Origin of the sequence: Clostridium gasigenes, from assembly GCF_017348895.1 — a bacterium.
Classification (GTDB): domain Bacteria; phylum Bacillota; class Clostridia; order Clostridiales; family Clostridiaceae; genus Clostridium; species Clostridium gasigenes.
Map to the genome: position 1 here is coordinate 4089230 of NZ_CP071376.1, position 21269 is coordinate 4110498.

The 21269-nt window shown below is 29.0% G+C and carries 19 protein-coding genes and 1 riboswitch; of the genes, 4 read left to right on the forward strand and 15 right to left on the reverse strand.

Features of this window, described 5'->3' with window-relative positions; genetic code table 11:
* Positions 1-107: 107 nt before the first annotated feature.
* From J1C67_RS19170 to J1C67_RS19215, 10 genes are all read right to left on the reverse strand, one after another.
* A complete protein-coding gene (locus J1C67_RS19170; protein ID WP_167867615.1) occupies positions 108-263 on the reverse strand; it encodes a hypothetical protein in 156 nt (51 codons plus the stop codon).
* A 95-nt stretch (positions 264-358) separates the two neighbouring features.
* Positions 359-518: riboswitch (M-box (ykoK) riboswitch) on the reverse strand.
* A 432-nt stretch (positions 519-950) separates the two neighbouring features.
* Entirely contained in the window at positions 951-1223 is a 273-nt protein-coding gene (locus J1C67_RS19175) for a hypothetical protein (RefSeq protein ID WP_167867614.1), read from the reverse strand.
* A 401-nt stretch (positions 1224-1624) separates the two neighbouring features.
* Positions 1625-2071, reverse strand: a complete 447-nt coding sequence (locus J1C67_RS19180; RefSeq protein WP_167867613.1) for a hypothetical protein — start codon at positions 2069-2071, stop codon at positions 1625-1627.
* A 3-nt stretch (positions 2072-2074) separates the two neighbouring features.
* On the reverse strand, positions 2075-2242 hold the full coding sequence (locus J1C67_RS19955; protein ID WP_341479243.1) for a DUF3990 domain-containing protein: 168 nt from the start codon (positions 2240-2242) through the stop codon (positions 2075-2077).
* Positions 2243-2582: 340 nt separating this feature from the next.
* A complete protein-coding gene (locus J1C67_RS19190) occupies positions 2583-3155 on the reverse strand; it encodes a hypothetical protein (protein ID WP_167867612.1) in 573 nt (190 codons plus the stop codon).
* 292 nt (positions 3156-3447) lie between these two features.
* Positions 3448-4713, reverse strand: a complete 1266-nt coding sequence (locus tag J1C67_RS19195) for an MFS transporter (protein WP_167867611.1) — start codon at positions 4711-4713, stop codon at positions 3448-3450.
* Complete coding sequence (locus tag J1C67_RS19200; protein WP_167867610.1) at positions 4703-5503, reverse strand: ABC transporter ATP-binding protein; 801 nt, start codon at positions 5501-5503, stop codon at positions 4703-4705. The genes J1C67_RS19195 and J1C67_RS19200 overlap by 11 nt, the downstream gene beginning before the upstream one ends.
* 2 nt (positions 5504-5505) lie before the next feature.
* The gene (locus J1C67_RS19205) at positions 5506-6513 is read right to left on the reverse strand and encodes a FecCD family ABC transporter permease (protein WP_167867609.1); all 1008 of its coding nucleotides are present in this window, start codon (positions 6511-6513) and stop codon (positions 5506-5508) included.
* Positions 6513-7505 (reverse strand): FecCD family ABC transporter permease, encoded by a 993-nt coding sequence (locus J1C67_RS19210; protein ID WP_167867608.1) that lies wholly within the window; start codon positions 7503-7505, stop codon positions 6513-6515. The genes J1C67_RS19205 and J1C67_RS19210 overlap by 1 nt, the downstream gene beginning before the upstream one ends.
* Complete coding sequence (locus J1C67_RS19215) at positions 7492-8436, reverse strand: iron-hydroxamate ABC transporter substrate-binding protein (protein ID WP_167867607.1); 945 nt, start codon at positions 8434-8436, stop codon at positions 7492-7494. The genes J1C67_RS19210 and J1C67_RS19215 overlap by 14 nt, the downstream gene beginning before the upstream one ends.
* A 295-nt stretch (positions 8437-8731) precedes the next feature.
* On the opposite strand from J1C67_RS19215, the gene J1C67_RS19220 reads away from it, so the two are divergent.
* Positions 8732-9736: a helix-turn-helix domain-containing protein gene (locus J1C67_RS19220; protein WP_167867630.1), complete on the forward strand. Its 1005-nt coding sequence runs from the start codon at positions 8732-8734 to the stop codon at positions 9734-9736.
* 47 nt (positions 9737-9783) lie between these two features.
* Here J1C67_RS19220 and J1C67_RS19225 read toward each other — a convergent pair whose 3' ends face one another.
* The gene (locus J1C67_RS19225) at positions 9784-9942 is read right to left on the reverse strand and encodes a hypothetical protein (RefSeq protein WP_207253539.1); all 159 of its coding nucleotides are present in this window, start codon (positions 9940-9942) and stop codon (positions 9784-9786) included.
* A gap of 303 nt (positions 9943-10245) precedes the next feature.
* Here J1C67_RS19225 and J1C67_RS19230 point away from each other — a divergent pair, with 303 nt between their 5' ends.
* Positions 10246-10767, forward strand: a complete 522-nt coding sequence (locus J1C67_RS19230) for a GNAT family N-acetyltransferase (RefSeq protein ID WP_167867606.1) — start codon at positions 10246-10248, stop codon at positions 10765-10767.
* Positions 10768-11192: 425 nt separating this feature from the next.
* Here the strand turns inward: J1C67_RS19230 and J1C67_RS19235 are convergent, their stop codons facing one another.
* The 3 genes from J1C67_RS19235 to J1C67_RS19245 all read right to left on the reverse strand — a co-directional run bounded on the left by J1C67_RS19235 (position 11193) and on the right by J1C67_RS19245 (position 17513).
* Complete coding sequence (locus tag J1C67_RS19235) at positions 11193-12050, reverse strand: DegV family protein (protein ID WP_167867605.1); 858 nt, start codon at positions 12048-12050, stop codon at positions 11193-11195.
* A gap of 612 nt (positions 12051-12662) precedes the next feature.
* Positions 12663-17162, reverse strand: coding sequence for an AAA domain-containing protein (locus J1C67_RS19240; protein ID WP_167867604.1), 4500 nt, complete (start codon positions 17160-17162; stop codon positions 12663-12665).
* A 141-nt stretch (positions 17163-17303) separates the two neighbouring features.
* Positions 17304-17513, reverse strand: coding sequence for a hypothetical protein (locus J1C67_RS19245; RefSeq protein ID WP_167867603.1), 210 nt, complete (start codon positions 17511-17513; stop codon positions 17304-17306).
* Between the two features lie 449 nt (positions 17514-17962).
* Between J1C67_RS19245 and J1C67_RS19250 the strand changes: the two genes are divergently transcribed.
* Both J1C67_RS19250 and J1C67_RS19255 read left to right on the forward strand, forming a co-directional pair.
* On the forward strand, positions 17963-18403 hold the full coding sequence (locus J1C67_RS19250) for an HTH domain-containing protein (RefSeq protein WP_167867717.1): 441 nt from the start codon (positions 17963-17965) through the stop codon (positions 18401-18403).
* Positions 18364-19296, forward strand: coding sequence for an IS3 family transposase (locus tag J1C67_RS19255; RefSeq protein WP_207253499.1), 933 nt, complete (start codon positions 18364-18366; stop codon positions 19294-19296). The genes J1C67_RS19250 and J1C67_RS19255 overlap by 40 nt, the downstream gene beginning before the upstream one ends.
* Before the next feature lie 595 nt (positions 19297-19891).
* Here J1C67_RS19255 and J1C67_RS19260 read toward each other — a convergent pair.
* Positions 19892-21217: an IS110 family RNA-guided transposase gene (locus J1C67_RS19260; RefSeq protein ID WP_207253540.1), complete on the reverse strand. Its 1326-nt coding sequence runs from the start codon at positions 21215-21217 to the stop codon at positions 19892-19894.
* Between the last annotated feature and the right edge of the window lie 52 nt (positions 21218-21269).

Genomic DNA, 21269 nt, shown 5'->3' on the forward strand with positions numbered 1-21269 from the left:
CTAGATTTGAGTGCATGAGAATAAATGACAATAAAAAAACCCGCTTACTATTAAATTAATATAGTAAACAGGTAGCATAATTAAAAAACTCTGGTAAATATATATTTTTAGGTATCATAAACAGGCCAACTCATTGGCAATAAATGTAATAATTCCTTATGACTATTTACATCTAACTTTATTGTTTTTGATTTCTTATAAAAATATATTTGTTCTGAGTCTAAGCCATCTGTTCCCATACACCTATCACTTCCTGATTCCACTTGTTTCACCTCACTTATTTTTTGATATTAAAAAATCCTCGTTGGCTAAGCTCAACAAGGATACAAAAAACAAACTATTATTATATTAGCTTACTTTCTAACTTCTCTCGTTCAAGCTTCAACATCCTAGGGCAATGTAATTGCATTAAAATACGCCTTGTACTCGACGTATTCTGCTAACCAACTAATAATGTCTCCATTATTTCGCGGCAGCAACCCGTATCCCTAAGATAACCTCACCTACCGAAAACTATTTAATTTTTTTCTCTACTCTAGTATATGTACACTTCCCCAAAATGTCAACCTTAAATCATAACTTTCATTTTATTCTTAGCCTTAACTTCTATAAAAAAATTCTCTTAAATTTCTTATTTGATAATTTTTCCCATAGATTACTACTTTCCTAATCAGTATTAATATCTACAAGCGTACCGTATAAATCAAAAATATAATTATTATACATCCTCTCTCTCCTTATCTTTTGATACTTTATAAAATTCAATATATTTTTACACTTTCCCTATATTGAACTCTTCTAATAATGTTCTTATTATCTATTATCTAGACTTAAATTTACTTATTGATTTTTCTAAATTTCAAACCCTTATTCGACTATTTTGTTTATGATATTTTGCTGATAAAAATGGTAATATTGTTTTTCCACCTGTTATTAATAATATTGATACTTCAACCTCTACTTAATTCATCTATAAATGCAGGTCTCTTTCTATATAATCCCCTCAATTTTTTCTTTATTTCTTCTATTTTATTGTTATCTGATACTTTTCTAAACTTCTCAATAATTCTACACACCTCTTTATACTGATTTCTATCTGAAGCTCTACTTGCCTGTATCTCTATATATTTTATATATAAATCTCTAACTTCTTCTTCATATTTATCCTTAAGGATATCTGAATATACCTCTATCTTACTTATATCTTCTCTAACAACTTTCATTACTTCTTCTAAATCATTTTCAAAAACTATTAGGTATATAATTTTCTAGTCATATTATATATTACACCTATTTATTTATAAACAAAAAAACTGTAATAAAGTTACTAGCTCTACTACAGTTAACTACTCAAATCATTGTATTACTTTTTCCTAGTCCTTCATTCCACCTCTTGTTAATCTTTTTACTAATTATTAACAATAAATTCAATTTTTAATCTTTCATTATTTATAATTGGAATTTTCTTCTACCCGGGGTTCCTAGTGAGGACATTCTTTGCTGGACTCACTTGCTACTTGCACCTAGAAACATTTAAAAACCGGAATTGGCGTTGCCCCACCTTAGTTTACTAAGGGTGGAGGGGCTTGCTAACTCGTCCTTGCTGTTAATATCTAAACCTATTCTATGCTAATAATTTCCCTTCTAAATAAGAATGCTTTAAGTATTCTGGGCTACTATAATATACTGATGAATTAAAGTCTGAAATTTCTTCACTAATAAATGATTGAAATACTTCATATATCATATCCACTATATTGCTTTTTTCTGAACTTACATCAATTATTAATCTTTGATATTCTTTACCTATTGCTTGAAAACTTGGGACATTGTATTTACATAATCCCACTGAATCAAAGTAACCTTCTTCAATATTAAAATACTCTATTATCTCATCTGATACTTGTTCAAATGATAAACAGTGATTTACTTCAGCAATTTCTAACTGTCTCTCTATCTCTTTCTTTCCAAGCGTTTGCACAATAGTACCTCGTGTATTTTTAGTTTCTCTTCCTAAAAACTCTATAAGAGAGCAAACATAGAATAAATTATTTTTTTGAACATCATTCATTTACTATTTCACTCCTCTCAAATTAAGACAATCTAGTGCTTTTAATGTATGAAAACTAATTTGATGAGTTGGGTATTCTCTATTTCTTTTTGCCCACTTTTTAGCTTGGTCTATATTATTCGTACAATAAAATCCCCATGAAAAATCTTTTGTGTACCTACTTTTTCTTATCTCTGGGAATTCAACTACTTCTCCTTATGCATGATATAGCATTCAACATTCACCTCTTCTTATCTAGATCTTCAGTCTTTATATATATTACTTAATATTATACCCAATTAATTCAACATGTTAAACAGTTTTATATAATAAATTTAATTGGCTACGTTGAAAATTTATGATATTTCGATCTTTTACTGATAAAAATACTACAATTATTTTGACCTCTCTTATTGATAATATAGAAGCTATAACACCTTCTAAAAACTCTTCAATAACAACTTTATATCCTTCCCCGCTAATATTTGATTCCGGTTTTATTATCTATATTACTATTTATATTAGCTGCAATTTAAGTAGTTTTTTCTTTATTAGGAAAATATTCAACATTTTCTTCTTTAAGTTTCTTAGTTTGATCAGAATTATAATTCGCTTTATTAAGTTTTATAATTTCTAATTTTGCATATATATCATCTTTAGCTTCCATAAATTTACCGTTTGCATTAAGAAAATCTTGAGCATCTCTTAGATTTTTTATATCATCAATTTTAGATAATATAGATTCCTTATCAGCGAGTTCACTAATATCTATAGATTCTAATTTAGTAATATTTTTATTTGCTAATTCAGAATTAGTTTTGAAGAAATCTTCTTTAAATTGATTTAATTTAGATTGCAACTCTTTAATTAATTTAGAGTCTTTGTTTAATATGACGTGTTCAGATTCTATAAGAAGATTTTCATATTCTTGTTTGTTACCAGTTAAGATATATGTACTAGTTGTTATCCTACACTCATCAACATAAGTAGTAAACTTATCTATAGCTTTATTTGTGCTATAAGACTTATATTGCATAATAGCAAGCAAAAATATTATTGAGAGTACTCCCAAAGGGATAAGTATTTTTTTTCTTAAGATTTTCATATCATAATTCCCCTTTATTAAAAAATTATAGCTAAATAATATTATAGGTTAAATATACCAAATAAGCAAAATAAAAGAATCGTATTTGAATATAATCATAGCACGTTGTTGCCCTTGCCAATCACTACCTCCACCTAGAGAACTTTTGAGTCGTCAGCTTGGCTGACACTAAATTGCTACCCTCTTAGGTTTAGTCATTATTTTACCTCACTATATAAAATTGCCCTTTTATTATTGAATAAAATCAAAAGTAATACATAATAAAAAAGTAGTTAGTAACCTTAATTACTAACTACTTCTCTATTATATTTAATTCTCTTACATTCCATCTAACAAATAGCATAAGTCCAAGATTTATTATAGCTGTTATACCTAAAATTACTCCTATTGGCATTCCCATATCTATTACTCTTCCAAATAGTAATTGCCCTGGTGCAACGCTTATAGTTGCTACTGCTGTTGAAAAAGCTGATACTCGTCCAAGCATATCTCCTGGCACCTCTTTTTGTATAAATGTTAAGGTTAGTACATTTGATAACGCTAGAGACAGCATTATTCCCATACCACCAACTGCAAAAAGTCCTGCTAAAGCATAATTATTTATTCTTATAACTCCTAATGTAGACATAAGTGTAACTCCTGCTATCATAGGAAAATATGTATAATGAACTTTCTTAATCGAAAATAGCTTTGGTTTAATACTTATAAAAAAACCGCCTGCTATCATGCCTAATACGCATATTCCTTCTACTATACCGTAAATTTCTGAAGGAAGTTGAAGGAATATGTTTATAAAGTACGGTGCAACTATTGATAATATTGGCACTAAGAAAATATTACAAAAAGCATATGAAGCTATAATTCCTAAAACCATTTTCTTCTCCCTCTTTAAATAAAGGAATATATTTTTCATATCTACAAATGATTTTATTACAAAATCTATAGATAATAGCTTATCCTCTTTATGGATTGAGTTTACCTTTTCAGTTGTAACAATATCTGGAATATCTAAGAATAACTCTATTATAGCTGCTAATAAGAAACTTACTGCATTTATTATTACTATTAACTTTATACCCACTAATCCATAAAGAACTCCTGCAAGTATTGGTGCTAAAAAATTTACAACTGAACTTACTTGATTTATTATTCCATTTGCTGAAGTAAGCTTATCTTCATCTACTATTTGTGGAATTGAAGATACTACTGCTGGTCCATATAATGTATAGCATACTGATAGCATAAACATAACTGATGCAACTATTAATTCACTGTCTCTTCCTCTAAGCAATATAAAGGCGTATCCACCAATTAATATTGAGCAGAATAGATCCAAATATATCATTATTTTTTTTCTATTTATTTTATCTGAAAGCCTACCTGCAATAGGTGCAAATAGGATATAAGGTATTGTTGATATAGCTAATATATTAGCAAAGGCAGCTGTACTCCCTGTAAATTCTAATAAGTATAAAGCCATACTAAACCTTTGAATGGAATTACCAAAAAGGGATATAATCTGCCCTATTACTATTATTATAAAGTTTTTATTTTTCATTTCCCCCCCTAAAAAGCTCATACTCTACGCATATTGGATATTTTCCATTTTTACTCTTTTTTAGCCTTGCATCTATGCCATATATCTTTTTTAAATTTTCTTTATTAATTACGTCTATTGGTTTCCCTTCACAGATAATCTTTCCTTTTTTAAGACAAATTATATTATCTGCAAATCTACAAGCATTGTTAAGTTCATGAAGAACTATAACTACTGTAATTTTTTTTTCTTTATTAAGCTTTTTAAGAATCTCTAGTACCTCAAGTTGATATGACATATCTAAATAAGTTGTAGGCTCATCAAGCATTATAATTTCTGTTTCTTGAGCTAACACAAGTGCAATCCAAGCTCTTTGTCTTTGTCCACCAGATAAATTTTCAACTTCTTTATCTGCAAACTCACTAAGTCCAGTCTCTTCTATTACCCCCTCAATAACTTCTTTATCATGGCTATTGAATCCACCTATGATTTTCTGATGAGGGAATCTTCCAAAGGCCACAAGTTCCCTTACTGTAAGTCCACTTGGGCAAACTAGTCCCTGTGGAAGAAAAGCAATTTTTTTTGCTATGTCCTTTTCTTTTACCTTCTTGATATTTTTATTATTTATAAAAATATCACCCTTTTTAGGCTTATTAATTCTTGATATAGTTTTAAGCAAAGTTGATTTCCCACATCCATTTGCTCCAATTATTATGCTTATCTTTCCCTTTGGTATAGATAAATCCATATCCTCAATTATAATATTATTTTCATAGCATACTGATAAATTCTTTATACTAATAGCTTCCATAATTATTTCTCCTTCATCATTAAATAGATAAAATATGGTACTCCAAATATAGATACTGTTATTCCAACCGGAATTTCAATTGGAGAAAATAAATTTCTTGAAACTGCATCAGAAATAAGAATTATTATAACGCTTATTATTGCTGATATTACAACAAACTTTTTATGATAGGGTCCAACTAGCTTCTTTGCAATATGAGGAGATATAAGTCCTAAAAACCCAATATTTCCTGCAAAAGCTGTTGCCGTCCCTGCTAATATAACCGCAAATTTAAAAAACTTTTTTCTTTCTTTTTCTAAATTTAATCCTAATGATAAGGCAAGTTCATCTGAAAGATTTAAAACATCTAATGTTTTATGATTTAATAACACTAATATAAACATTAAAAGTACTATTGGAATAATTACTTTTGCATAACTCCATCCTGACCCCCAAAGGCTTCCTGATGTCCAAACTAGTACCTTATTATAATCTCCAACACCGCCTCTAAATGTAAAAAAAGTTATAAAAGCATTAAGCCCTGCATTTAACCCAATACCTATTAATAAAAGTCTTTTAGGTTTTATTCCATTTCTGCTAGATAACATATATATTATTAATGCGGAAAGTCCTGCACCTATTATAGCCATAATTGGCAACATAAAAATTGAAAATTGTCCAAGTTCACTATAATAATTTGTACTTTGATAGGTAATAAATACTATTGCCGCTACTGCTGCTCCAGCATTTATACCAATTATTCCAGTATCAGCCAAATCATTTTTAGTTATAGTTTGAAGAATTGCTCCTGCTGTTGACAATGCAATTGCTACAAAAATTCCAACTAAAAGCCTTGGTAATCTAATACTTAATACAGCTGTATTTTGAAGTTTTGTTCCATTACCAAGAAGTATATTTATAACTTCAAGTGGCGAAACCTTATATGTACCCCAGCATAGTGTAATTGCAAAGGAGATAACTAATAAAGCTAATAAAACTATTAAAACTATTTTAAATTTTCTTTTTTTCATTATCCCCTCTCCTTTCTAGCTACTGATATAAAGAATGGTACCCCTATTAATGCTGTAAATACTCCAATTGGAGTTTCATAAGGATTAAATAACATCCTAGCTGCAATATCTGCATAAGTTAAAAGAACAGCTCCAAGTAAAAATGAACATGGAATATTTCTTCTATAATCTTCTCCAAGTAATTTTCTAACTATTTGTGGAACTATAAGTCCAACAAAGGCTATATTCTTCCCTACTGCTACTGCTGCTGCACACATTGGTATCATAACCATAAGAGTTATAAACCTTATTTTCCCAGGATTTTCTCCAAGTCCAATAGCAACATCATCTCCAAGATTTAATATATTTATCTTTGGTGATAATACCATCGCTATAATAAGTCCTATAAGCCCTACTACAAATACTAATCTAAAATCTGCCCAACTTGAATTTCTAAACCCTCCAGACACCCAAAATCCAATCATTTGAGCTTGGTTTGATAATAGTCCAATTACTGTAGTTAATGAAATAAAAAATGTACTCATCGCTGTTCCTGCTAAAAGTATCTTTGCAATGGAATTATTATTGGCTTTTTTTGATATAAATCCTAAAACTATAATGCCAGTTATAAATGCTCCTATAAGAGAAGCTATCATTACATTTGTTGTATTTATGGCAACTCCTGTTGCATAAAAAATAGCTATTACTAAAGTTGCACCTTGGCTAACACCTAATATTGAGGGTTCAGCTATTGGGTTTTTAGTAACACCTTGAATCATGGCTCCTGTTGCTCCTAGTATTCCTCCTGTTAACAATACAGAAAGGGCTCTTGGAATACGTATATCTCTAACTAGCATCATCTCTAAATTTTCACTGTAATTAAATATACTCTCCCAAATATCATAAAAATCAATATGAACTGACCCTAGCCTTACAGCTAGAATCAACCCTCCTATTAAAAGTAACAAATTAAAAATTACAAATATCATTGTATATTTCTTACTTTGTTTCATTTAACATTTCACCTATTTCATCCACCAATAAACTTCTTCCAATTGAGCTATATCCTTGATTAAAGTATGGTGATGAATCCAATACTACAACATTTCCTTCTTTAACTGCAGGTAAGCTATTCCAAATTGCATTGCTTTCAAGTTCAGCTAAGTCTTCTGGTGTTGCAATTAAGAATATGTAATCACTTTTAATAGATGCTAATCCTTCATAAGTTACAACTGGAAGGCTTATATCGCTTTGTGCTGGCATTCCTTTAGGTTTAGCAATACCCATATCTTCATATAATACACTACCAAAACCAGCACCATCAAATATAAAGAATTGTCCCCCACTTGCTAAGAATGAAAGATAAGTCGTATCTTCACCATATTCAGCTTTAATTTTATCTCCAGCTTCTTTAGCCTTTGCTTCATGATTCTTTAACCATTTATCTGCTACATCTTCCTTATTAAATACATCTGCAAAAGCTTTCACATCATCTTTCCAGTTTAAAGCTTCTAATTTAATCATAACAGTTGGAGCAATTTCACTTAATTGATCATACATTTTTTCTTGAACTGTTGATATAATTATCAAATCTGGATTTAAATTCATAACAGCTTCTACATTCATAGTATCTTGCATGCTATACCCTAAAATTTCTGCTCCATTTAATGTTCCGTCTAAATATGAAGGGAACTTAGTGTAATCATAAGCATCACTATTTGCAGTTCCGATAACCTTATATCCTAAAATAGATAAAATATCACTATTCCCACTTAAATCTACTATTCCTTTAGGTTCTGCTGGTATTTCAACCTCTCCCCTTACATCCTCAACTGTCACAGTACTTATTGATACATTATCAGTATCTTGTTTAACTCCACATCCTACAAACATTAAAGCTGTTACACAAGAAACTACTAATGTTTTTAATAATTTTTTTTTCATAATACGTCTCCACCTATCCTTCATGTATTTCTTTTAATTTTTTCTTATCTTCCTGGTAATATTATATGATATTCATTCTCAATTCAACCCTTACACCTAATTTAATAATTTTATCATCTGTTATAATAATTTTTCTATACATAAAATTTAAAATAATTATCCCTAAAGATATTATTCAGCAAACCTAATAAATGATTTATTAAAACTTCTAATTTTATATATTATCCTTGTCTATTTATAGTGCCCCCTTTATAATATAAAATAATTCTAAATTTATATAAAAGGAGGTATTATGATGATTTCTAACTCAACAAAAGAATTTCAAAATAAAGTTTTGAGCAAAATGACTTTCACTCCATTTTTTATGGGAACCCACACTATATATAAAAATGAAAATAAACCTGAACTTGGATATTTTATTAAATATAGCAGAGAAGATTATTATGATTTTGGAATTGGTAATTATACAATATCTTCAAATTTTTCTCTTTCCTTTGATCATACTGAAGAATTAATGCGCTTTGGAACTGTATATACTGGAGAGACCAAATTTAAAATTGATAATAACAATGTTTCCTCCTTTAGTCCCTCTTCTTTCTTTACAGTTGAAAAAAAACTAAAAGGTACTCAGTATTGGGAAAAAGGAAAACATCTTCATGGATCAGAAATAACAATTTACAAAAAATATTTTGATGAAGTAATAAAACCAAATTTTCCAAACACTATAGATTTTGATAGTTTTATTACTAACTATACTTATAGCTATTTACCACTTGAAATAGCTTCTATTATTCAACAATTAAGGAGTCTATCCGAATCCCGTAGCTTAACTCCTATATACTTAGAAAGCAAGATCTTAGAATGTATTGCCATAATTTATAACGAGCTTTATTTCTCCCAAGAAAATGCTTTTACTAACCAATTAAACTATGGAAAAATTAAAATAGGTAAGGATAGATATATTACTTTAACTGCTTCAGATGCTAATTCACTAAAAAAAGCTTATGATATTTTAACAAAGGAAGCTTGTAACCCTCCTACTATTAAGAGTTTAAGTAAAATGGTATTTTTAAATGAGCAAAAATTAAAGGCAGGCTTTTTATCAAAATATCATATGACCATTAGTGAATACACTGATTCCATCAGAATGTCAATAGCCGAAAATCTATTGTCTACAACTGAATTAAGTGTTGATGAAATTTCAAAGATAATTGGATATAATTATAGTAGTAACTTTGTAAAAAGGTTTAAAGATGTTCATAAAAAAACACCCTTAGTTTTTAGGAAAATAAAAAAGTAAAATAAACCTCTCAAAACTACATTTACTGTAATATTAAGAGGTTTCTATTATTTAACCTTACTATTTAAAATATTTTTTATATCATTATTTAATAAAATAGTATCTGTATTTTGAGCAAGATTAAGAGCTATCCAATCTCTTTGACGCTGTCCGCCTGATAATTCATGGACTTGTCTATCTTTCAATTCTTTCAGCAATGACCCCATAATTATAATTTGTATAATAAAGTAGAGCCTCCTCAATTATTTTTAAATAATACTTAAAATCCTCTTCATCTCTAAAAATATCATTCCTATGGTTCCCTCTTGCTGTTATATGAAATTATTTTATTTTAAGCACTACTTATACCTGGAAAATCCTGATTCTCCCAGGGGAATTTTTGAGTCGTCAGCTTGTCTGACACGAAATTGCTAAATATTTAAATAATTACATTACTATGTTGTATAATTAAATACAGACACAATAGTAGATTATGGCTAATTAGTATATGTAAAAAAGGAGTGTATCTTATGAAAAATTTATTTTTATCTATGCCAACCAAAGAATATAAAAAGAGTTTTGAAGATTATGTTATAGCCTATAAAAATGCAAATGATAATTATTATTTTACTAAATATAAAAAAGGAATGGAAAATTTCAATGAATATGTAGACGATTTACACAAGTATTCTAAAGGAATAGATTTACCTAAAGGATGGGTTATAACCTCAACATTTTGGCTAATTGATAATAATGAAGTTGTAGGAGTAGTAAGAGTTAGGTCTCAAGATGTAGGTACAGATGGGCATATCGGATATGATATATCACCAGATTATAGAAAAAAAGGCTATGGTACTCAAATTCTAAAATTAGCATTAGTTGAAGCAGAAAAAATTGGTATAAAAGAGGTAATGGTTACTTGTAACATAGATAATGCATTTTCGAGAAAAATTATTGAAAAAAATAACGGTAAATTATTAGGGACTATTTTTGATGAAGAGGAAAATGAAAACCTATATAAATATAATATTAGCACATCTAATGACAAATAATAAAATACTGATTTAAGAGTAACAACATAATTATAATTTCGGGATTTTCTTTAAATGCGAATTAAGGGAAGCATTTTTTGACTTTCCTTAAAAATTGACATATTATCAACACTGTTATTAAACATAGCCAAAATTTAAAGCACTGGTAGATACCTACAAAAGGTATAACACCAGTGCTTTCTTGTCGTATATCTTCCATGAAAAAAATATTCCAATTCATTTTCTAGGCGTTTTTTTCTAACTGTCCTTGACATAGGGAACACTTTATTTTAGCTCTATTACAGTTTCACAATTCAAATTTTCTTATTTTATTCACTACTTGTACCTGTCAAATCCTGTTTCCCCCGGGGGTGTTTCCAAAGGAGGCTTGCCGACTGAGGTTGCTACTGCCTATACTCGCCCATTTTTTTCACTATATTAATATCCTAAATTGCTTTAGAAAATCCTACAATCCCAAATGAACCTGGCCCTCCATGAGTAGTAATTACACATCCTGTTTGCATCCATCTAATCTTTTCAAAACCTATTTCCTTTATTTTATGTTCAGCTGCTCTACGAACTGTATTTGGTAATCCCATCGACCATAATAGCCACACTTCTTTTTTATCCAAGTTTTTCATATGACTATATTCTTCTATCATTTTGGTGACTACTCTTTCCATTTTTCCACGATACTTTTTCTTAGCTACTAAATATCCATTTTCAATTTCAATTGACGGATGTATGCTAAGTATTTTTCCACCTATAAATACTGCATTACTAACTCGCCCTCCAGCTTTAAGATACTCTAATTTATCAGGAACAAAACACATTTGGCAACTATCACGTAGGTTTCTTACTTCTTCTACTAATTCCTCCATAGTAACATTAGGGTTTGCTTTTAAATATATTGCTGTTTGAATTACAATTGCCGCCTGACCAATAGATACCTGCTTAGTATCAAAACTCATAATATAATCTCTATCCTCTGCTGATATTAAAGCACTCTGATAAGAACAAGTTGTTACTGCTGAATATGCTAAATGTAGTATCTGTTTATCCGGATATAATCTGTGAATTTCATCAAATACTCTTATAAAATCTTCTGGTGAGCTTCCACTTGTCTTTGGTATTTTATTGGTATCCTCATAATATTCATAAATTTTTTCAATAGGGAAAGTTCCATCATCAAAAGTATCACTCCCCATAGTAACATGCATTGGGACAAGAAAAATCCCCATTTCTTCTGCAATATCTTTTGGAATATCTGAACCTGTTTCTGCCACTAATATAATATTATTCATTTAAAATTACTCCTTCTATTATCTAATTATTTTATATTGTTAAAGTTATTTTATATTTAATTAAAGAAATGAAGTTCACTACAATCTTCATCTAATTATTCATATTATAAGTTTACAATTGCTTTAACATATAACAATCTAATATATTAATCACAGTATAGTTATCCTTTTATGTAAAAAATTCACTAAATAATCATAATTATATTATATCACTGTTTTAATAATGTTATAGTTTTGTTTTAAAAGTTTTAATTCATATCCAAATATAATCACTACCTCCCCCTAGGTAACTTTTGAGTCATCAGCTTGTCTGGCACTAAATTGCTACCCTCTTAGGTGTAGTCATTGTTTCACCTCACTATATAAATAACTTTCTCTTAATTATTTCCTTAATCTCATTTTTATAAACAAAAAAACTGTAATAAAGTTTTAGCTCTATTACAGTTTAACAATTCAAATCTTCCTATTTTATTCACTACTTGTACCTGTCAAATCCTGTTTCCCCCGGGGGTGTTTCCAAAGGAGGCTTGCCGACTGAGGTTGCTACTAGAACTATATTAAACTAAAGTCACCAACCTCCTATGTGCTTTTTTACATATGAATTATATCAACCTATTTCTCATCTTCCCATGAATTTCTTATTAACGAAGCATTAGAAATAATTTGAGAAACTACTTCTTCTTGATTTTCAACTTTAGATTCATTAATATCTTCTGTATATATCTCCATGCTATTAAGTTTATTAACAACAGTATCCATCGCAGTAGCTTCATTTCTAAAGAACTCACTACCTCTTATTCTAATAAATCTCCATCCCAATCTTTCAAGAATTGCCTGCCTATTCATATCTTCCATTAACTTATCATCACCATGCCATTTTTCACCATCACATTCAATAGCAACCTTGTTACCTTTGTGTACTGCTACCATATCTATTCTATACGATCCAACTTCCCATTGTGGAACTATATTATAGCCTCTTTCTATTAAATACTTCATAACCATCTTCTCAAATACTGACTCAGCTTTAACAACATTTTTCTCGTATTCTACTTGTCTTGAAGTATAATTATTACAGTAATCTAATAGTACTTTTCTTATATCTCCTATCTTCAGATCATTATCTACATCTATTGAATGAATTAACCATAACTGATCCTTCGCACGACTAACTGCAACATTATATCTCTTTTTATTTGAATCATCAGTTCCATATCCCGTTAATCTCATTGGTACAACATTATCATTTGCATCTACCATAGAAAGAAATATAATATCTCTTTCATCCCCTTGGAATTGTGCTGAGTTACCACATAAAATGTTTCTTTCATTATATTCTTTAGGTGTCATTTTACTTTGTAGCATTCTATCTATTATAGTAGCTTGCTTATCTCCTCTTAAAGTTATTACCCCAAAGCTCTTGCCATTATACTGTGGTTTTTCACAACAAGATAATATTAATGATGTAATTACTTCAGCTTCTTTTTCATTTATTTTATTTAAACTAACTGCATTTTCTACCCTATAAGTAATTATAGGTGGCTTAGTTTTAACATTACTAGTTTCTCTTAACGCTTTTATTTGGTTATTATAAGATAACATATTTGAGAATTGTATTATCTCTGGCACACATCTAAAGTGTTCCTTTAATCTAACAGGCTGATACCCTGAAGTTTGAGCTAAATCATATATCGAAAATTTCCCTGAATATAAAGATTTATTAGGAATATCTGATAAGAACTCTTTTGCTAATCTATCAATTTCATCAATTTTTTCTCCAACTGCTAAAGGACTTACTTGTTCATTATCTCCAACTATAATGACTTGTTTTCCTAAATATAAAGCTACTATAGCCATTATATCAGCTTGGCTAGCCTCATCAATAATAACAACATCAAACTTATTTTCTTGAGGATTAAAATTTTCAACAACCTTATTTAAAGGCATAATCCATACCGGTATAGCACCTTGACACTTAGGCATAAGCTTTCGTGCTTCATTCTTATACTTTTCAGCATTCTTGCCTTTACCTGCCCCAATCTTTCTAATTAATTGCCTCCAACCTTCAATAGCTTGTATTTGTGCTTTATTATTACTCAACTTCTCAATCATAGATACCCAAGCCTTATTAAAAGCTAATTTAGATGTATTTTCTCTTAATAATTTTTCTGAAAGTAAAATATCATTTTGTATCATATCTATTGACACCTTATTTCGAGAGTCTATTTCTTCAATAAGCTGAGTACATAACCAAGATTCTTTAATATTTGCAAATGGATTGTTTTCTCCAAATTCACCTATTCTATTTTCAATTAGCCTTGCCCATTCCGAAGCTACTATTTTCAATTTTGATAGGAGTTCACGTCTTCTTTCTATGTGCGCCCCTAATTTTTTAATTTCTAATATTCCATCATAACATTTTTCATAAGTATCTATATCTTCTTCAACAACTGCACCTTTTAATCTACTTAAAATTACACTTGTTGAGCCCTCACATTTCTCTTTTATAATAGCTTCTAATTTATCTTTATTAGCTTTTACATCATTATATTCAAGCCTGTGAATTTCAGCTTCAATTAAATTTATTACTTTATCCCCTAACTCTAGTTTTATATATTTCAAATTAGAGTATCTGTCACTTGATATATCAACCTTATCTACTAATGTTGATATGTCTAACCCATAAGTATTAAATTTTGTTAATAGAGGGTTCCATTTCTCTTCATACCACTTTAGATTTTCTTTAATTACACTACTATATTTCAGAGTAGTTTTTTCAAACATTATCCCCATTGAACTAGAGCTTTCTCCACCTAAAACCGAAACTTGCCTATCCCATCTCATTTTAATTTTATTACATTCAATAGAATAAACATAATAATCATATAAGCCTTTAAATTCCTCTAATGTGCTTGGAATATTCCCATTTACCCTACATGAGTTAATTAAATTTTTCATAGACTTATTTATCATCAGCGTTAATTTACTAATCTTCCCTCCACTTTGTAGTTTTGTTATGATTTCTGTAAATATGACTTCTAAATCTGCAGCTCTATCTAAATTTATAAATTCCGGATCATATTTCAATATAAATTCATTACATTTAGTATACAGCTTATTGTTATTTTCTATTTCACTTAATAAACCTTCCCATAGTTTTTTATCATCTTCCCTTGCAACCTCTATTGTTTCTAATATCCACTCATCATCCAATTTAATATAGTTTAATATTTCTTTAATCTCATTTATTATTAATAATAACTCATTAATTTTCCCTTCATTTAAGTTACTAACCCAAAATTCTTTACCATAAATCAATTTTTCATTATCAAATTTATTCTTTTCATTTATTATAACTTTAAACTCACTAGGTGTTATTAATTCTGAAATATCTGGTAAATTAGAATCAAACTCCTTTTCTTCATCTACTGTAACCGCTTTATTTGATAAATATAGCTCTTTAATTTCATGTTCAGTTAATGTTAATTCTTCTCCTAATACTATAGGTGTAGCTATCTTTGTCGCTATTAGTTCATTTTGTTTAATATATTTAGCTGCATCTGAAGGTCTGTATTCTTGACCTCCTACAACAATAGGTCTATATTCATTAGTTCTTGCATTCTTCAATTCTATCTGTAACACAGATAACCTTTTAATAGTATTTTTTCTTTCCTCTTCTAGATATCTAATCTTATTTCTAAGTGTTGATGGTTCTAAATTTGCTCTATTAGCATTTATTTCATCAAGAGTTATTTCCATTTCTCGTCTACTGTCAACACCAGACAATAAGCTTAGGCATAAAGCTTGTAAGTTTGGATCAACCTTATCTTTTAATACAGATAGTGCCTTTTCACTATAGCTTGTAACTAATATACTTTTTCCCTCGGATAAAAGATGCCCTATAATATTTGATATTGTGTGCGTTTTACCAGTTCCAGGAGGTCCTTGTACTAAAACTGCACTATTTCTCTTAAGATGCTTTGCTACTGAAAGTTGTTCTAAATTCGCTGGTTTTGTTAATAATATTTCTTCATCTACACCATTTGTTGCTAATAACGCGCTTTCCTTGGATACTTCATCATTATTATTTTCAACTTGTCTTTCTTTAGTCTCAATACCAACAACATCGTTTAAAAAATCTGGTACATCTGTATTGGTATCTAATTCATCAATTATTGAATCTATTGCAACTCCGAATCCTAAATTTCTTTTTCTTAAAAAGATCACAGGTCTTCTATAAATCTTAGGATATTTTTCTATTCCATTTAAATTTTTTTTATCTTCTACAAACTTGCCTTTTGGCGATAATCCATGAACAAGCCTATTTAAAAATTGATTACTAATCTCTTTTTCATAAGGTACATATTGCTCTTCATCAAATTCTTTATATATCTCAGATACTAATTCATGATTGTAATCTTCAATATATCCAAATAGATTCTTATATAATTGCGGACCTCTATCTTCTTCTATTAAACTAAACCTTGGTATATTTGCATCAAATTCTATTTTAACAGATTGAATTAGTATAGGATGCTCTAACTTTTTCTTACAATTACAATACAATATTGCATCTCCTATAATAAGTTCTAATGATTCACTATCTTTTTTTAATATTGCATATAATGAATAAAACTCATTAAAAATATCCTCCGCTACTTTTGCTTCCTTATCAACTTTTACCCATTCATCTCGAAGCTTTTTCCATTTTTCGTATGCATCTACCCTTTCTTTATCCTCTTCAAATTTAATTATTTCTATTTGTTCTATTTCTTCCCCATCATCATTTTTAATTACATTAGATATTTTTTTATTTTCTATTATTTTTACATCTTGTTCTAATAATTGCCACCCATTAACCAGCCACTCTTGAATATTAATTGGTGGCTCTGGACATTGCGCTCTATCCGATTTATCTACACTAAATATCACATCATTCTCATAAAGATTATTATAAATATTATTTGTAATATATTTATTTTCATCAATATTATCCATCCACATCTTCCATACTTGACTCTCTATATCAGTAATTACTGGATTTTTTATATTATTATATTCTTTTAAAAACTTAAATAATTCAACTATTCTTCCATTATTATGTATGCTCATCCTACTCACCCCTGCTATATTTCTTTTAATATTATATCACATTAATTGTATTTTAAGATTTTCCACCAAAATCACCATAACTATAACTCTACTTATACTACAACTTTATAAACCGTTATAGTTATTAAATTGAGTATAATACTATTTTTTAATTTCTTTATAATCAAGTTTAACTCTTTCTGAATAAATTTCTTTAATTTTTTCTCTGCTATTAACCTTAGAATCTAACTTAACCATAGGCATGTCAATAATTTTTTTTCTTGCTTTTATATTATTATTATTTCTCAGCATAATAATATTGATAATTTCAGCTTCTGTATTTTTATTTTTAGTAATTTCCTTTATAAACAAATAGAACGTTAAAATCCTTAGTCTTAATTGTTCGAATAACCCTTTCTCATCAGTTATATTTATGTAAATATCTATTATTTCATTTAATCTATTATTTCATTTAATCTATTATTGTTATTAAATTCATCATAATAATACTTTTTAAGATTGCCATAATTAGTTCTACTCTTAATCACACTAATTCCCCTGTTAATGGTTCTTTTTTATACCCCCAAATACCAAATCCATGATTTTCTTTACAACACTATTATATCCAATAAAATTCCATAATAATACTATTGATTGTTATTATTATATCAACCAAATTTAAAATAAAAAACTGCCATAAAGTTTTAAACTGGTACCTATAGAATGGACAGTTAGAAAAAAAGTGCTAAACATTTATTTAACTGACTCTATTTTATAGGGTCTTTTTTTATTGTAAAATATTTTAAAGGAGGATTGTAGTTATGGGAAGAATCTATTTTACAGATGAACAATTGAAAGATTTATCAGTAAATCCATTTGTAAAAAAAGCTAGTAATAAAGCTATTACTTATACAGATGAATTTAAGGAGTATTATGTTTCTGAATATAATACCGGGAAAATGCCATTAGAAATACTACGGAATGCAGGATTTGATGTTAAGGCTTTAGGAAAACAGAGAGTTGATAATTTATCGCGCCGATTTCTAAGTATGGGAAAACGACAAGAAGGTTTTAGTGACTTAAGGAAGGAAACCTCTGGACGATTAGCTACAAAACATTTGACACCTGATGAACAAATTACACGTCTCAAACATCAAGTTAGATATCTAAAACAAGAAAATGAGTTTCTAAAAAAAATGAATTTTATAAATCGGGAGGCGCAATGGAAGTTCAAGCTAAAACAGAAGAAAAATTCAAAATAATTCAGCAAATGCTTTCACGGAATAATAATTTATTAAATATTAGTTGGCTCTGTGAATATGCAGGGGTATCTAGATCAGGTTATTATAATTGGTTATCTTCTAAAGATCATAGAAATAAAAAAGAGGAAGAAGATAGAAAAGATTTTGAGATTATATTAGCTGCTTATCAGTTTCGTGGATATGACAAAGGTAAACGTGGTATTTACATGAGGCTTCTAAATACTGGGGTACGTATGAACATCAAGAAAATAAGTAGATTGATGAAAAAATTTAATTTAACATGTCCTATTAGAAAAGCAAACCCGTACCGCCGAATGGCAAAGGCCCTAAAAACTAATAATGTTGCTGAAAATTTATTAAATAGAGAATTCACTAACTATGGGGCAAGAATGGTCTTATTAACAGACATTACATATATATCTTATGCCAATAGTCAAAGAGCATATCTTTCAACTATTCTGGATGCTTATACAAAGCAAATTCTAGCATATGTTCTAAGTGAATCTCTAGAAATAGATTTTGTATTAGAAACTGTACATATACTTATTCGTGAACATGGCATTTCTCTGACAAGCGAAACTCTAATTCACTCAGATCAAGGTTGCCATTATACTAGCGTTAAATTTCAAGAGATTATATCAAAGCAAGAAATTAGACAATCGATGTCTCGAAGAGGTAATTGTTGGGACAATGCCCCACAAGAATCCTTCTTCGGACATATGAAAGATGAAATTCACCTTGGAAAATGCAACACATTTAATCTACTGAAACAAGAAACTGATAATTATATTGATTATTACAATAACAATAGATATCAATGGAATTTGGCCAAGCTATCACCAAATAAATACTACGAATATCTAGAAACCGGTGAATATCCGATTAAAATCTAGCTAAACTAATTTTATATATTAATATAATTTAAAGCACTGGTAAATACCTACAAACGGTATAATACCAGTGCTTTCTTGTCATACATCTTCCATAAAAAATATTCCAATTCATTTTTTAGGCGTTTTTTTCTAACTGTCCTTGACATAGGGACCACTTTATTTTTAGCTCTATCACAGTCTATAATTACTCAAACGTTTTTTCAACACTACTTGTACCTGGAAATTTTCCTTACCTCTCTCGTATAAGTTTAATAATCTTTGATTTGCTAGAGTATTCTTAGAAATACTCTAGCATTTATAATTTATATATAAAACAAAACCAAGGAATTAAGTATTTCTATATAACTTCTTATAATAGATGACTGTATTTGGCATGAGAAATAGAACATCGGATAGATGCTCAAAAATTTATTATGTAGACTTATGGAGTACCACAGTTTTACATTAGATCAACCCTCTCATTTCTCACTGAATTTAATCAAAAATTCCCTCGTACAATCTTAATGGTGTGGCTGGCTTTATATTCTCCGAGTCTGGATCAAAGTCCTAAGGTACGTTCTTAAATTGCCATTCCTCCCAGTTCTATTTTAAAAAATTATGCAGCTATTTTTAATTCAATTAGTTTCGGTTTTATGCCTTCTAAAAATTTGTTAGCATTATATTCTTCATTATGTTTTACAATTCCAAATATCAATTTAAGGAGCTTACCGCATAGCGCAATCAGTGATTGCTTGCCGGTTAAAGGATTTACTGGTCTAGTTTTATAATACTTATGCAACAGCTTAAATTCATCATTATTAACGACTAATGTTATAACTGCTACATATAATGCAGCTCTTAATTTAGACCTCCCACGTTTGCTTATGGTTGTTACACCTTTATGTTTACCAGAACTATTTTCTTTCAATGAAAGGCCGGCTAATTTAATTAGTTGTTTAGGTGAATTAAAGTTACTAATATCGCCAATTTGTGAAATAATATTAGAAATAGTAACTGTTCCTAATCCATCAATAGCATTTAGCTTATTGTAATACGGAATCATTTCTGTTACCCTTTGTATTTCTATATTAATTTTTTCTAGCCTATCCATAAGAAATCTATATGTATCAATTAAAGATACAATTTCAAATTTAGCTACATTATTGCCATAGCTTAAGCCAATAGAGTTCTGTGATAGATAAATTATCTCAGTAGCCTTTTTTAAACCTATTCCTTGCTTTATATTTGCAGCTCTAAATAAATCAACAATATCTTTTGGTGATTTATTACAAATGTCAGCAGGGAAAGATAAACTGTGCAATATAACCAATGATGATTTACATACAATATCCGAAAAAATGGTTCTCATTTCAGGATAATACTTATCTGTCCATCGTATTATATTATTTGTGTATCTATTTATTTCCTTTAATGTTTTTTGCCTTAAATCACAATAGTTTTTTAATTCAATATACTCTTCTGATTGTTGTGGTATATACGAAAATCTAGCATCTTTAACTAAAAAAGCTATTACTTTCGAATCTTTTCTATCTGTCTTAGTTTGGGTATTATCGTCTAACTCTTTAGATCGCTTAACATGAAATGGATTTACTAATACGAAGTCATATGAAATATCTTTGGAAAGTTTTTTCTGAATGATGTGATTATGCAATGGAAACCAATAGTGTCCTGTCGGCTCCGCACCGATGAAAACTTTATTCTTATTATGAATCCTGGCTAAGTTTTCAATCCAGTCGTCGAATTTTTTATATCCATCAAAATAATTACTAAAAGTAATTTCTTTTCTAGATAACTCAACTCCTCTAAAATCAAAGGCTCTAGCAACATTAAATTCTTTTGCTATATCAACACCTATAATAAGAGTTTCATTTGTTAGTTGACTTAACTTTACATTTTGTATACAATTAAATTGATTTTTCAAATTAATTCCTCCTCGCTATAATATTGTCTACAATTTTATTATACGAGGAGGG

Excerpts from the sequence above, each read along its gene's own strand:
- J1C67_RS19175 (WP_167867614.1), bottom strand. The coding sequence starts at position 1,223 with ATGAAAGTTGTTAGAGAAGATATAAGTAAGATAGAGGTATATTCAGAT.
- J1C67_RS19180 (WP_167867613.1), bottom strand. The coding sequence starts at position 2,071 with ATGAATGATGTTCAAAAAAATAATTTATTCTATGTTTGCTCTCTTATA.
- J1C67_RS19190 (WP_167867612.1), bottom strand. The coding sequence starts at position 3,155 with ATGAAAATCTTAAGAAAAAAAATACTTATCCCTTTGGGAGTACTCTCA.
- J1C67_RS19195 (WP_167867611.1), bottom strand. The coding sequence starts at position 4,713 with ATGAAAAATAAAAACTTTATAATAATAGTAATAGGGCAGATTATATCC.
- J1C67_RS19200 (WP_167867610.1), bottom strand. The coding sequence starts at position 5,503 with ATGGAAGCTATTAGTATAAAGAATTTATCAGTATGCTATGAAAATAAT.
- J1C67_RS19205 (WP_167867609.1), bottom strand. The coding sequence starts at position 6,513 with ATGAAAAAAAGAAAATTTAAAATAGTTTTAATAGTTTTATTAGCTTTA.
- J1C67_RS19210 (WP_167867608.1), bottom strand. The coding sequence starts at position 7,505 with ATGAAACAAAGTAAGAAATATACAATGATATTTGTAATTTTTAATTTG.
- J1C67_RS19215 (WP_167867607.1), bottom strand. The coding sequence starts at position 8,436 with ATGAAAAAAAAATTATTAAAAACATTAGTAGTTTCTTGTGTAACAGCT.
- J1C67_RS19220 (WP_167867630.1), top strand. The coding sequence starts at position 8,732 with ATGATTTCTAACTCAACAAAAGAATTTCAAAATAAAGTTTTGAGCAAA.
- J1C67_RS19225 (WP_207253539.1), bottom strand. The coding sequence starts at position 9,942 with ATGGGGTCATTGCTGAAAGAATTGAAAGATAGACAAGTCCATGAATTA.
- J1C67_RS19230 (WP_167867606.1), top strand. The coding sequence starts at position 10,246 with ATGAAAAATTTATTTTTATCTATGCCAACCAAAGAATATAAAAAGAGT.
- J1C67_RS19235 (WP_167867605.1), bottom strand. The coding sequence starts at position 12,050 with ATGAATAATATTATATTAGTGGCAGAAACAGGTTCAGATATTCCAAAA.
- J1C67_RS19240 (WP_167867604.1), bottom strand. The coding sequence starts at position 17,162 with ATGAGCATACATAATAATGGAAGAATAGTTGAATTATTTAAGTTTTTA.
- J1C67_RS19250 (WP_167867717.1), top strand. The coding sequence starts at position 17,963 with ATGGGAAGAATCTATTTTACAGATGAACAATTGAAAGATTTATCAGTA.
- J1C67_RS19255 (WP_207253499.1), top strand. The coding sequence starts at position 18,364 with ATGGAAGTTCAAGCTAAAACAGAAGAAAAATTCAAAATAATTCAGCAA.